The 13,644-nt window shown below is 55.1% G+C and carries 12 protein-coding genes; 5 read left to right on the top strand and 7 right to left on the bottom strand.

From position 1 onward, the window contains the following. Window positions 1-3 precede the first annotated feature (3 nt). Entirely contained in the window at window positions 4-867 is an 864-nt protein-coding gene (locus tag OGV75_RS20075; RefSeq protein ID WP_279273492.1) for an AraC family transcriptional regulator, read from the top strand. A 99-nt stretch (window positions 868-966) separates the two neighbouring features. Further along, window positions 967-1,155 (top strand): hypothetical protein, encoded by a 189-nt coding sequence (locus tag OGV75_RS20070; protein WP_032931709.1) that lies wholly within the window; start codon window positions 967-969, stop codon window positions 1,153-1,155. A gap of 77 nt (window positions 1,156-1,232) precedes the next feature. Here the strand turns inward: OGV75_RS20070 and ptsP are convergent, their stop codons facing one another. The 6 genes from ptsP to glk all read right to left on the bottom strand — a co-directional run bounded on the left by ptsP (window position 1,233) and on the right by glk (window position 8,676). Further along, window positions 1,233-3,728, bottom strand: a complete 2,496-nt coding sequence (gene ptsP / locus OGV75_RS20065; RefSeq protein ID WP_286481102.1) for a phosphoenolpyruvate--protein phosphotransferase — start codon at window positions 3,726-3,728, stop codon at window positions 1,233-1,235. 23 nt (window positions 3,729-3,751) lie between these two features. Beyond that, window positions 3,752-4,792, bottom strand: coding sequence for an aminopeptidase (gene ypdE / locus OGV75_RS20060; RefSeq protein WP_286481101.1), 1,041 nt, complete (start codon window positions 4,790-4,792; stop codon window positions 3,752-3,754). Further along, on the bottom strand, window positions 4,792-5,877 hold the full coding sequence (gene ypdF / locus OGV75_RS20055) for an aminopeptidase (protein WP_286481099.1): 1,086 nt from the start codon (window positions 5,875-5,877) through the stop codon (window positions 4,792-4,794). Before ypdF ends, ypdE begins: the two co-directional genes overlap by 1 nt. Before the next feature lie 17 nt (window positions 5,878-5,894). Then, window positions 5,895-7,142, bottom strand: coding sequence for a PTS fructose transporter subunit IIC (locus OGV75_RS20050; protein ID WP_220222098.1), 1,248 nt, complete (start codon window positions 7,140-7,142; stop codon window positions 5,895-5,897). A gap of 20 nt (window positions 7,143-7,162) precedes the next feature. Beyond that, window positions 7,163-7,489: a PTS fructose transporter subunit IIB gene (locus OGV75_RS20045; RefSeq protein WP_003028254.1), complete on the bottom strand. Its 327-nt coding sequence runs from the start codon at window positions 7,487-7,489 to the stop codon at window positions 7,163-7,165. A 221-nt stretch (window positions 7,490-7,710) separates the two neighbouring features. Further along, entirely contained in the window at window positions 7,711-8,676 is a 966-nt protein-coding gene (glk, locus tag OGV75_RS20040) for a glucokinase (RefSeq protein WP_016153902.1), read from the bottom strand. Between the two features lie 204 nt (window positions 8,677-8,880). On the opposite strand from glk, the gene OGV75_RS20035 reads away from it, so the two are divergent. Then, the gene (locus OGV75_RS20035; RefSeq protein ID WP_053389666.1) at window positions 8,881-10,116 is read left to right on the top strand and encodes an ion channel protein; all 1,236 of its coding nucleotides are present in this window, start codon (window positions 8,881-8,883) and stop codon (window positions 10,114-10,116) included. Here OGV75_RS20035 and OGV75_RS20030 read toward each other — a convergent pair whose 3' ends face one another. After that, on the bottom strand, window positions 10,117-11,769 hold the full coding sequence (locus tag OGV75_RS20030; protein ID WP_286481098.1) for an alpha-keto acid decarboxylase family protein: 1,653 nt from the start codon (window positions 11,767-11,769) through the stop codon (window positions 10,117-10,119). A 182-nt stretch (window positions 11,770-11,951) separates the two neighbouring features. Here OGV75_RS20030 and mgrA point away from each other — a divergent pair, with 182 nt between their 5' ends. Together mgrA and ypeC are read left to right on the top strand one after the other, a co-directional pair. Continuing rightward, window positions 11,952-12,950: an L-glyceraldehyde 3-phosphate reductase gene (gene mgrA, locus OGV75_RS20025; RefSeq protein ID WP_016153905.1), complete on the top strand. Its 999-nt coding sequence runs from the start codon at window positions 11,952-11,954 to the stop codon at window positions 12,948-12,950. 128 nt (window positions 12,951-13,078) lie between these two features. Further along, the gene (ypeC, locus tag OGV75_RS20020; protein WP_016153906.1) at window positions 13,079-13,408 is read left to right on the top strand and encodes a DUF2502 domain-containing protein YpeC; all 330 of its coding nucleotides are present in this window, start codon (window positions 13,079-13,081) and stop codon (window positions 13,406-13,408) included. The last annotated feature ends 236 nt before the right edge of the window (window positions 13,409-13,644 follow it).

Here is a 13,644-nt window from a genome sequence, read left to right as displayed (position 1 = left end):
GCGATGAAAGAGCCAGGCCTCCCCGCAGACCAACAGTTTTTCGCCGATCTGTTCAGCGGCCTGGTATTGAACCCGCAGCGTCTTGGCCGCGTGTGGTTCGCGACCCATCCCCCCACGTTTCCGTCCGGCAGTTTGTGTATTGACCTTCCGCGCCTCGATATCGTGCTGCGTGGCGAATACAGTAATCAACTGGAAAAACAGCAGCATAGTCTACCTGAAGGCGACATGCTGTTTATCCCGGCGAAGGCAGCGAATTTGCCCGGCAGCGATAAACCCGTGATGCTACTGAGTCTGGTGTTTTCTCCGGCCTGGCTGGGGCTCTCTTTTTACGATAATCGAACGGCATCGCTGTTACGTCCGATCCGCCGTATTGAGTTACCACATCCGCAGCGCGGCGAAGGCGAGGCGATGCTCACCGCATTAACCCATTTAAGCCGCTCTCCTCAGGCCCAGGATATTATTCAGCCGCTGGTGCTTAGCCTGCTGCATCTGTGTCGTAGCGTGGTGAATACCCGCCCTGACACAGAACGTCCGCGCGCTGAATTTCTCTATCACAGTATGTGTAACTGGGTGCAGGATAACTATGCCCAACCGCTGACCCGAGAAAGCGTAGCGCAGTTTTTTAATATCACGCCCAACCACCTGTCAAAAGTGTTTGCCCAGCACGGCACCATGGGTTTCGTCGAGTACCTGCGGTGGGTCAGAATGGCGAAGGCGCGCATCATCTTACAGAAATACCATCTGTCGATTAGCGAAGTCGCACAGCGGTGCGGGTATCAGGACAGTAATTATTTCTGCCGCCTGTTCCGGCGTCAGTTTGGCCTGACGCCGGGAGAGTACAGCGTACGTTTTCAGTCAGCACGTTAAGTGAGACAACACCAACAGGTTAGTAATATCCGTTTGCATCGTTGTAAAATAACGGCATGTAGCTCCCCCTGCAGGCTTACTCAATAAAGTGAATATGCGATGAAAAACAGACGTGCACTCTCCCTGATGTGTTTTCAGATGCTGGAATCAGGTGCGGATCGTCAGACCGTGAAAAGAGCCCTTACCTCCCGCCGTGTTAAAGCTCGCCAGGCGGTAGTTCTGCTCTGTAAGCAAGAAATGACGCTCTTAAGAGCCGGGAAACTGCCGGTGCCAAACGCGCCGCATTGATGATGTCGCTTTCCGGTCGCGTTCATCCAGCCTGCAACCAGATCGTCGCAGGCTGGAGAGCGCTCTTTCAGTGAAGCTTAAAACGTCAGTTCCGCCTCCAGCAACGCGAGAATACTGTCGGCATTTTCAGCGGCAAACAACGACTGGCGGAACGGCTTGTTCACCAGCTTACGCGCCAGCTGCGAGAAGACCTTCACGTGGTTAATGCCTTCATCAGCTCCCAGCGTCAGCATGATAACCAGTTCCACTTCGCCCATCTCTGACTGCCAGTCAACGGGATGAGCAAGCCGGGCAATACTGATGCTGGAATGGCGGATCCACTGGGACTTAGTGTGCGGAATAGCCACACCAAAACCGACAGCAGTGGTGACTATCTCTTCGCGCTGCCAGATATCTTCCTCCAGCTCAAACGGATGTTCAGTTCGCCCATTAACACCAAGATTGCCGCACAGAAACTGAATCACCTGCTCTTTGTTACTCAGAGATTCACCAACAAAGATGTTCTCCCGCGCCAGCAGCGGACGCACGTCTTTCTGCGGTGCAAACTGGTTGAGCAGATCTTCTATCTCTTGAGCGCTACGGCACTCACAGGCCCGTATGGCGAGTTCACGGCATGCCTGGCCCTCCAGTTGACGAAGCTGACTTTTCACCGCCGGAATACGTGGACTGCTCATGCTCAGCTCGTCGAGTCCTAAGCCCAGTAGCAGCGGTAAATAGCGTCCTTCGCCCCCCAGTTCACCGCAAATGCCCACCCATTTACCGCGTTCGTGCGCCACACGGACAATCTGCTGCAACATTCGCAGGAACGACGGCGTAATCGGGTTGTACAACGGCGAAACGCGCGGGTTATTACGATCGACGGCGTACAGGTACTGGGTCATGTCGTTTGAACCAATACTGAAGAAATCCACCTCATCGCAGAAATGGTCGATGATGTAACACACCGACGGCACTTCAACCATAATCCCCAATGAAATTGTCGGAGCATGGCGTAAACCGTCGGCTTTCAGTGCCACCAGCGCTTTTTGCAGTTCGCTTTTTACCCACAAAATCTGGTCAAGGCTGTGCACCATTGGGATCATCAGCTGCGCATTGCCGAAGGTTGCCGCACGTAAGATGGCGCGCAGCTGCGTGCGAAACAGTCCGGCAAACTGCGGATAAATTCGCACCGCGCGGTAGCCCAGGAACGGATTCTCTTCCTGCGGAATATTGAGGTAACGGATATTTTTATCCCCCCCAATATCCATGGTGCGAAAGATAACCGGCTTGTCGCCCGCGGCCAATAAGACCTGCTGGTAGGCTTCAAACTGTTCCTGCTCGTCGGGAGCGCTGTCGCGGTCCATAAACAGCATTTCAGTACGAAACAGCCCAATCCCTTCCGCGCCATTGGCAAACGCCCCCGGCGCTTCCAGCGCGGTACCGATATTCGCTGCAACGTCAATACGCTGATTATCTTTGGTCAGCGCGGGCTGGGCGGCATCCAGCGCCTGCCGCCGCTGGCATTCATCGGCCAGCTTCTGCGCAATCGCGTAATAACCGCGAACCGCATCGTCTGGATTGATGGCCAGTACCCCACAGCGGGCATCCAGTACCGCATGCTGGCCTGCATAGCGGCTAATGGCCTCCAGCGGCAAGCCGCTAAGCACCGGTATAGCCGACGCGCGAGCGAGGATCAGGGTATGCGATGTACGCCCTGTTTTCTCCAGGATCATGCCTGACAGATGCTGCAAATTGAGGCTTAAAAACTGGCTGGGCGTCAAATCCTCAGCGACCAGAATCGTCGGCTTATTCAGCACCAGCGCATTGCGCGGACGTCTTTCAGGCCAGGTGATGTGCAGCAGTTGTTCGCTGATATCACGGATATCGCTAACGCGCTCGCGCAGGTAATCGCTACCGGAGGCCGACAGCTTGTCGCACACCTGCTCCATATTGGCGATAATCGCCGCCCCTAACCCCAGATGCTGCTCCAGCATTAAGCGACGAATATTCCCGGCAAACCCGTCGTCCTGAATCAGAGACAGATGGGCGCTGAGGATGGTTTTACTCTCACCCTCACGCTCGCGCAGTTGCTGATTGAGCTGTTCGGCAAGCGTCGCCAGACTATGCTCCAGCCGGGTATTGTCTTTCGCACTCGGCGCAATCGCGCGATAGATTTCCAGATTATCGCTCTGCCAAAGCGTGAGCGAACCCGCCCCTACGCCCCCTGCAAGCACGGTGCCATAAAGAAGGTCTGGGTTGAGGCGAATCAGCGAACGCGGCAACGGATGCGCCGCCAGTTCCGCCGGCGTCGGCTGAACGCTGTCGCTGTCAATAAACCGGTGCAGGAGGTACTCCTCCAGCGCTCGCCGGGCCTGTTCTTCATCGCGACCGGTGATGGTTAAGCTACAACTGTCATTAAACAGCGTCCCGGTGCCAATCAGCGCCAGCGAACTTTTCGCATCTGCCCTGGCGTTCTGGCGATGGTTAAGAAATATCACCTCACTTTGCCACTGGCTGCACTGCTCTTTCAGCTCCCACGCCGGACGCGCATGCAGGCCATTGGGTAGCGGGCAAAGAAATTGAATCGTTAGCATAACAACTCCTGATTAGCGCGAAATCAGCACCTGAAATCCGTCAGATGAACCACGGTTTCGCACGTAAGATGTGAAAGAAGAGCCGACAACAACTGCTGCGTCTGGATGATGTCACGGCAGTCGGCAATCGACGCCGCGCAGTGTCCATGCCGCGTAGCTGGCCCCATGACAACCGTGGGGATCCCCGTGCCGCTTACGTGCACCGCCCCGCCGTCAGTGCCGCCGTTACTGAACATGTCAAACTGCAGGGTAATGCCCGCATCGGTGGCCACGCTTTCAACCCACGCGGTCAGCTTTGGCGAGGCAATCAGCGATTTATCGCTTAACACCAGCATCGGGCCTTTACCAAGCTGCCGATGGTTGGCCGCACCATGATCAAAGTTTTTGGCCCAGCAGGCGGTATCCAGCACGATCGCCACATCCGGGGCGACCGCGCGTGCTGCCGTTTGTCCTCCGCGCAGTCCCACTTCTTCACTGGAACTGGCCACCAGCCAGACCTCACATGGGAGAATGGCGTTATGCCATTCGCGCAGCAGCGCCACCAGCAAATAACATCCAAGTCGATCATCAAAGGCTTTGCCCATGACTCGCTGGTGCGGCAAAACCTGAAACGTCGTGTCAAAGGTGACGCGATCGCCAGGGCGTACGCCGGCCTGAAGTACCTCGTCATAAGACCGCGCGCCAATGTCCACCTGCAGCGCACTGACGTCATTACCGCTGCGCACTCCGTCGAGCAGACCGGGAATTTTGCTCTCTTCACGGGTGGTGATCCGCACTGGCTGCAATTGCCTGGCCGCCATACGCACATTTCCCACCGGCAATACATCGATCGCTCCTTCGCTGGAAATACTGCGCACGATAAATCCCACTTCATCCATATGCGCGCAGATCATTACCTTCGGACCGGTTGATTCATTCAGACGGATCAGCACCGATCCCAGGCCGTCAAAGCGCACCTTTTTATGTAGACGATCCGCCTCTTCAAGCAGGATCTGACGCACTTCCTGTTCTGAAGAGGCGATCGCGTCCGCCTCACTCAGCGCCTTCAGTAGCGATAAGTCCATTACGCTTCTCCCGTGTGTAACAATGTCTTCGCCATGGTGTAGAGCACCTCGCCGCCGTCTGGCGTAACCAGCACCACATCCTCAATACGCACGCCTCCCTGCCCCGGCAGATAAATACCCGGCTCAACGGTGAGCAGCATGCCAACCGCCAGAGGCGTCGCGTCGGTGGGGGAAAAACGGGGATTTTCATGCACCTCAATGCCGATAGCGTGTCCGGTATTGTGACCAAACTCATCGCCATAACCCGCCAGCGTAATGACCTGCCTGGCTGCGGCGTCAACCTCATGGCAACGCCGACCTGGTCGAATTGCCGCCACCGCCGCACGCTGCGCCGCCAGGACAATCTGATACACGGAAAACAGCGGGCTTTCTTGCGCTGGCTGGTTTGCGTCTGGGATGCGAAAGGTTCTCGTCATATCCGAACAATAGCCCTGATACTGCGCGCCAAAATCCAGCGTGATGAACTCACCCGCCTCGACACGCTTGTCGCTGGCTTTACCGTGCGGCAGCGCGCCGCGCCAGCCGCTGGCGACAATGGTGTCAAAAGAGGGTTTGTCTGCACCGAGCGTACGCATGTACCACTCCAGTTCAGCGGCGATTTCGCGCTCACTGAGGCCAGGTTGAATAAAGCGGCGAATATGTTCAGCACTAAGGTCAGCTATCCGGCAGGCTTCGCGAATGCAGGCTATCTCCTGCGCCGTTTTTACCTGCCGGAGCACATCCGGCACGGCACTCACTAGTCGGGCACGCAGTTTGCCCGACCATCCATTCACCGTATTCCAGCTTACCTGCTCGCCTTCAAATCCCACCGTCTGCAGCTTTTCGTCAGCAATAATGTGATTCACTCGTGAATACAGCGTCTGCGCGCCATCAAGTAGATGGATCTGATAGCCCTGAGTACGCGTAGCGACATCGGTGTAGTAACGGGCGTCGACCAGAATATGCGCGCTTTGATGGCTGATAAACACAAACCCTGAACCGCTGGAGATCCCCATATGCGGCTGTTTATTCTGCCGCGATGACAGCAGCATCGCATCGAGATGTTGCGCCGTTAGCCAGTCACGCAGCGAGGCAAGTAAGCTCATGGTCACAATCCTTTTAATCAGAGGCTCTCAATCAGCAATTTGCCTTTGCGGTACATCATGTTGCGCAGGAACACCACCATCAGCGCCGTAATCACCGCACCTAACAGGATCCCCGCCATATAGACGCCGAGGTTAGTGACCAGCGGCCATGCCCAGATAGCCGATTCCGGGAACCACTGCACCGCCCCCAGCCAGACGGCAGCCGTCGATCCGACAATAGCGCCAACCATATAGGATGGAATTGCCGTGATGGGGCTTTCCAGCGCAAACGGGATTGCCCCTTCGCTGATGCCCATAAATGCGAGGAACATTGCCGTTTTCCCTTGAGGGTAGAGCTGTGCGCTGAACAGGCGTTTGCCGGTTAAGCGCCGATCGAGAAGCGTAGCCAACCCGAGGCCAATTGGAGGAATCACGATGGCAATGGAGCGTGCGGTTACCGGCAGAACGTGATCGGTAGTAAAGCTAAAGGCGACAAATCCTGCGGCTTTATTAATCGGACCGCCGAGGTCAATCGCCGTTGCCGCAGAAATCCCCATCGCGTACATCAGCGTGCCTTTCTCTCCAGCCGCCGTAAGCAGAGAACGAATTCCGCCGTTGATCCACCCGCCAAACGGCGTTATCACGTAATACATCGCCAACATGACGAAGATCGCGGAAAGAATGGGCAGTAAAAAGGTGGTTTTGAATGCCAGCAGGAAATCAGGCAACTGGATTTTTTGATTCATCCACTTCACCAGATACCCGGCGACAATCGAGATAATCAGCGCGCCAATAAAGGTTGACGGGACGGGGGTACTGGTTGCCCATTGCAGCGTCGCTGGGTCAAAATTCAGTATCTGTGTGGGCTGAGTGGACATAAGTCCACCAATGAACCCCGCCGGAAACGCCAGCTTACCGCCGATAGAGTTGGCGACAAACGCGGCAAACATCGGAATAGCAAAACCAAACAGCACGCCGCCAAAAGATTGCGACAGCCAGGCAAACTTCAGTAATGAGAGATTAAAACCGCTGAATTTTCCGCTGTTCAGCGCATCCATGATGCCGGTGTCAGCAGGTATATCGAGCCAGCTATAGGCGATCAGTTGCGAGAAGGCGAGAATTACCCCGCCCATAATTAACGTCGGTACCATGCGCGAAATACCCGACATCACATGCTGCGGAAGTTCGCCCCAGAAGCTATTGCGGGAGGCCGGTGGATTTTTTATTGCCGCTGCCGCACCAGATGCGCCAGGCACAACGGTTGCACTGCGTTTTTTAATGGCCATACGTAATTCCCTGTCGATGATTATTGTTGTTCAGCGGCAACCATCTCTTCGATCTCTTTGATGATGCCAGCTGCATTTTTTATCGCGTCCTGTAACGTAATTTCGTAGACGTCACGCGACTCAAAACGCTCGTTATCTTCCGGAGTAACGGCAACAGAATGGATGATCAACGTTGCCTCTGCGATATCCTGCGCCGTCAGGCGATTTTGAATTCCGTCCGCACCCTGGGTTTCAATTTTCACTTCATAACCCGCTTCAACCGCGGCTTCTTCCAGCGCCTGAGCCGCCATAAAGGTATGGGCCAGCCCCATTGGGCACGCGCAAACGGCAATCAGTTTTTTGCTCATAATCATTTCCTCGTAATAGTTAACGAGTGAAATTATGGTCCGGGGAAAGTAACGACCGTTATCAGACAAATAATGCTTTTACTGGACAAATAATCCCGCCATTCGGAAATGTGACGAAGGTCGGAAAGGCGGGCGGCAGGCATAAAAAAACCGCGTAATAAACGCGGTTTTGCGGGATATATGTAAGCCGGATAAGCGCTGTGCACCGTCCGGCATTGGTCTTACAAAATATGGCCCAGCGTCTGGCGCAGATGCGCACCGGAACCAAGCAGGCCCGGGTTATCATGCACGATCAGATATACCGGAATATCCTGTACGTAGGCTTTAAAACGCCCCTTATCCTCAAAACCACCACGGAAACCCGAAGCTTTAAAGAAGTCGAGGAAGCGTGGTACGATGCCGCCAGCGATGTACACACCGCCAAACGTGCCCAGCGTTAATGCCAGATCGCCGCCAAAACGCCCCATGATGACGCAGAACAGCGACAGCGCGCGACGACAGTCGATACAGGAATCAGCCAGCGCACGCCCGGTGATATCCTTCGGCTGCAGATTTTCCGGCAGGCGCCCGTCTGATTTGACGATGGCGCGATACAGATTAACCAGCCCCGGACCTGACAGTACGCGCTCTGCGGAAACGTGACCAATTTCCGCACGCAGGACCTCAAGGATAATTCCTTCTTCTTCGCTGTTAGGCGCAAAATCCACGTGACCGCCTTCACCAGGCAGGCTCACCCAGCGTTTATCTACATGCACCAAATGCGCCACGCCGAGTCCGGTACCTGCGCCATAGACAGCAATCGGTTTACCTTCAACAGGTTCCGCACCGCCAAACTGGATCAAATGCTCTTTCTTCAGCATCGGGATCGCCATCGACACGGCGGTGAAATCATTGATGATTTCCAGATGGCTGAAGCCCAGATTTTTTTTCATCTCAGCAATAGAGAATGCCCAGGTATGGTTGGTCATTGCCACCCAGTCACCGGTTATCGGACAGGCAATGGCAATACAACCATCCTCGACGCTGACGCTATGCTCATCCAGGTATACGCGTACTACCGCCTCGAGGCTTGGGTAATCCAGCCCGGAATAGGTTTTTGCCTGCGAAATCTCGCCGCTGGCAATGTCGCACAGAGCAAGACGCGCGTTGGTGCCGCCAACATCACCTACTAAAGCATATTTTGTCATTCTTCCACTGCTCCGCTAAAGTCAGAATAAATCTTTGCCACACTGTAAATTCATGGGGGCATAACAACAACGCCCTGAAGGCTGATGCCCGTGGAAAATCGATCCAGATCACATAATTACTTTATCGTTTCAGCACCATTTGCAGCGATGCGGTTGCGCAGGCTGTGCAAACTATGTCTATGACTCTGTTTTAAGGAATAGAATATGCTTCATCCACGAGCCAGAACGATGCTCTTGCTATCAACTCCTGCGCTAATTATTGGTATTGCCTCCAGCCTGGTGTTGATCGTTGTGATGAAAGTGGCGTCCGTTTTACAGCAATTTTTGTGGGAACGCCTGCCCGTTAGCATCGGTATTGCCCAGGACTCTCCGCTGTGGATTATCGGCATGCTGACGCTCACGGGGATCATGGTCGGGTTAGTTATTCGCTACAGCCAGGGTCACGCGGGACCGGATCCTGCCTGTGAGCCGTTAATTGGAATGCCGGTCCCCACCTCAGCAATTCCGGGCTTGCTGGCAGCGCTCATCCTCGGCCTGGCGGGTGGCGTCAGTTTGGGTCCGGAACACCCGATCATGACCGTGAATATCGCACTGGCTGTGGCGCTCGGCAGCCGTATGTTTCCCCGCATTGCTAAGCTGGACTGGACCATCCTCGCCTCTGCCGGCACCATCGGCGCGCTATTTGGCACCCCCGTTGCCGCCGCGCTGGTCTTTTCACAAACGCTGAATAGCTCGGACAATGTTCCTTTGTGGGATCGCCTGTTTGCACCGTTAATGGCCGCCGCCGCGGGCTCGCTGACCACCAGTCTGTTTTTTCACCCCCATTTTTCACTGCCCATCGCGCACTACACGCAGATGCACGTGATCGATATCCTCAGCGGTGCGGTCGTTGCCGCCATCGCCATTGCCGCCGGGATGGTGGCTGTCTGGTGTCTGCCGCGTTTACACCATTTAATGCATCGATTGAAACACCCGGTCCTGATTCTTGGGGCTGGCGGCTTAATCCTCGGCATTTTAGGCGTTATCGGCGGACCGCTTACCTTGTTTAAAGGACTGGACGAAATGCAGCAAATGGCATTTAGCCAGACGCTGGGAGCATCGGATTATTTCATGCTCGCCGTGATCAAATTGGCGGCATTAGTGGTTGCAGCTGCGAGTGGTTTTCGCGGCGGGCGAATTTTCCCGGCAGTATTCGTTGGGGTCGCGCTTGGCCTGATGCTGCACGCCCACGTTGAAGCGGTGCCAGCGGCCATTACCGTCTCCTGCGCGATTCTTGGACTGGTGCTGGTCGTCACCCGTGACGCCTGGCTGAGCCTGTTTATGGCAGCAGTGGTGGTGCCAGATTCCACCCTGCTGCCGCTACTGTGCATCGTCATGCTGCCCGCCTGGCTGCTGCTGGCGGGCAAACCGATGATGATCGCCGAGCGTACCGATAAGTAGTTAGCCTCCGTTACGCGTTTCCAGCGCACGGGTCACCGTGCGCAATAGCTCAGGAAGATCGGCTTTCGGTAGCACCACCTCAATTAACGACAATCGTTGCGGATGGGACAAACGGGCCAGCACTTCTTCCAGTTGTACCGCCTGCTCCACACGCCAGCACTCCGCCTGACATTCACGACGAAACGCCTGCGGCACCTGCGTCCAGTTCCAGGCGGCGATATCGTTATAGCGCTGATTTGCCCCATGTATAGCCCGCTCCACGGTATAGCCGTCATTATTTAGCAGCAAAATAACGGGAGATTGCCCGTCTCTGAGCATAGAGCCCAGTTCCTGAATGGTGAGCTGCGCCGCACCATCGCCAATAATCAGGATCACCCGGCGGTCCGGGCAGGCGGTTTGCGCGCCAAATGCAGCCGGGAGCGCGTAGCCGATAGACCCCCACAGCGGCTGAACCAGCACCTCCGCTCCACCGGGTAGCGTGAGCGCAGCCGCGCCAAATGCAGCGGTCCCCTGGTCGACGAGGATAATGTCATTGGGTGCCAGATACTGCTGCACCGTATACCAGAAATTTTCCTGCGTCAGAGGTCCCTTCTCAACCTGAATACGCCTAACTGGCGGGCGTTCTGGCGGCAGTGAAAAGGACATCTCCAGACACAGCTCCCGCAAGGTGGTTACCGCCTGCTCCATCGGGACGTTAAACCAACGGTTTCCAATCCGTGAGGCATGTGGCTGCACCTCAATCGTGCGCTCCTGTGGTAACTGTTGCGTAAACCCGGCGGTCAAAGTGTCAACAAATTGTGTGCCAACACATACTATCGTGTCGGCATCTTCTATCGCCTGACGTACATAGTCGCTGCTGGCTCCAGCGCTGTAGGTGCCGACAAACGCCGGATGACGCTCATCGAATAGTCCTTTGCCCATCAACAACGTGGCGTGGGCCATCGGCGTTTCCGCCATCCAGCGTTGCAATACCGGCTGCAGGCCAAAGCGTTGCGCGAGAACGTCTGCCAGAAGCGCTACGCGCGGGCTGTCCAGTAACCGCTCGCGGGCATGGTAGCGAAACGCTTCTGCCACGCTGCTTTCTGGCTCGCTCAGAGGAACAATCAGGATGTCATTCGGCGGCGTGGTCCGCTGTTTTGCCACATCAGCAGGTAACATCAGATAGCCCGGTCTGCGTTCGATGAGCATTGTTCGCAGCACGCGGTCAATTTCATAACAGGCGTTTTGTTCATCCAGCACTGCGCTGGCCGTCGTCACCGCCTGCTGCATACGATAAAAATGCTGAAAATCACCGTCTCCAAGGGTGTGATGCATCAACTCCCCGCGACGTTGAGCACCGCGACAGGGCGCGCCAACAATATGCAAAACAGGAACATATTCCGCATAGCTTCCCGCGATACCGTTAATCGCGCTTAACTCACCTACGCCAAACGTGGTGAGCAGCGCCCCCACCCCGGATACCCGGGCATAGCCATCCGCAGCATAAGCCGCATTCAACTCGTTCGCACACCCGGCCCAACGTACGCTGGGATGTTCAATCACGTGATCAAGAAACTGCAAATTATAATCGCCAGGCACACCAAAGAGATGGCCAACACCACAGCCTGCCAGCCTGTCCAGCAGATAATCAGCAACGGAATACGGGGTTTGCATGACAGCTTTCCTTCTGACGGTAACCTCATGTTGAGTATCGAAGAACTGTGATGACTGTCCAGGAAAGTCGCTGTGAAGGGGGTGGAAAGCAAGATGTACAGTTTTCATCCCTAAATTTAATTGCAGCTGGCCTTGTGTAAACGTATACACTCAAAGTCACACCTTATCTGACAGGAGGCTATATGGCTTATCAGGCTGCTGAAAATCGTTATCAGACAATGGAGTACCGCCGCTGCGGTCAGAGCGGCCTCAAGCTCCCGATTGTATCACTGGGGTTGTGGCACAATTTTGGTGATACCACGCAGGTCGAAAACAGTCGGGCGCTGTTACAGCGTGCATTCGATCTGGGGATCACCCATTTTGATCTGGCGAATAACTATGGTCCACCGCCGGGTTCAGCGGAGCGAAATTTTGGTCGCATCCTGCAGGAAGATTTTTTACCGTGGCGAGATGAGCTGATCATCTCCACCAAAGCGGGTTACACCATGTGGGAAGGCCCTTACGGGGACTGGGGCTCACGCAAATACCTGATTGCCAGCCTCGATCAAAGCCTGAAGCGTCTGGGGCTGGAGTATGTCGATATCTTCTACCACCATCGCCCCGACCCTGAAACACCGCTCAGAGAAACCATGCGCGCACTGGATCATATCGTCCGTCAGGGCAAAGCGCTGTACGTAGGCCTCTCTAACTATCCGGCTGAACTTGCCAGGCAAGCGATTGAAATACTCGACGATTTAGGTACGCCATGCCTTATTCATCAGCCCAAATATTCTATGTTTGAGCGTTGGGTCGAAGAGAGCCTGCTGTCGCTTTTACAGGAAAAAGGCGTCGGTAGTATCGCCTTCTCACCGCTGGCTGGCGGGCAGTTAACCGACCGCTATCTGAACGGTATTCCTGCGGATTCTCGCGCCGCAAGCACCAGCCGTTTTCTGAATCCGGACCAGATCACCCCACAAAAACTGGAAAAAGTTCGAGCGCTGAACGCACTGGCAGAGCGACGGGGACAAAAGCTGTCTCAGATGGCGCTCGCGTGGGTTCTTCGGGAAGACAAAGTTACGTCTGTGCTGATTGGCGCCAGTAAACCGGCGCAAATTGAAGATGCCGTCGGCATGCTGGCAAACCGTCACTTTACGCCTGAAGAGTGCGCGGAGATTGATGCCATTCTGAGTCGGTTGAAATAAAGACACATTTATTAACAAAAAGTGCTCTCACTTGCGATTTAAGAGTTGTGGCGATGAAACGGGGCTTTACTGCCCCGTAATATTACGTTAACAGGCCGGCTACGGCTCGATCGTGAAGGAGAGAAAACATGTTCAGGTCACTGATTCTGGCGGCAGTCTTAATGGCTTTTACACCGCTGGCCGCGAACGCTGGCGAAATCACCCTGCTGCCATCAATAAAATTGCAAATTGGCGATCGCGATAATTACGGTAACTACTGGGATGGCGGCCGCTGGCGCGACCGGGATTACTGGCACCATAACTATGAGTGGCGCAAAAATCGCTGGTGGCGTCATGACAACGGCTACCATCGTGGCTGGGATAAACGCAAAGCTTATGAACGCGGCTACCGAGAAGGCTGGAATGACCGTGACGACCATCGCGGTCGTGGGCGCGGCGGTCACGGGCATCGTCATTAAGAAAAGGAACCTGTGGTAACAGAGAATTTTTAACAATGGCAAAGGGTTCCGTTCACCGTATGTTCATTGTTTATCTGAAACCCTCATTCCCGTAACGGGCAAGGGAGGCTCACCGTCTCCCTTGCCACCTAGGCTTCCGGCAGGAAAAATCGTCACTTCGTGATCCATTCGCCTTATGTCGTCTTCCTTCGGATCGCTTCAGTACGCTGACTTTCAGTTCAATCCGTTTCGCTTTA

It is taken from the genome of Citrobacter sp. Cb028 (assembly GCF_030336705.1).
Classification (GTDB): domain Bacteria; phylum Pseudomonadota; class Gammaproteobacteria; order Enterobacterales; family Enterobacteriaceae; genus Citrobacter; species Citrobacter braakii.
This window is presented reverse-complemented; position numbering and strand designations above follow the sequence as displayed.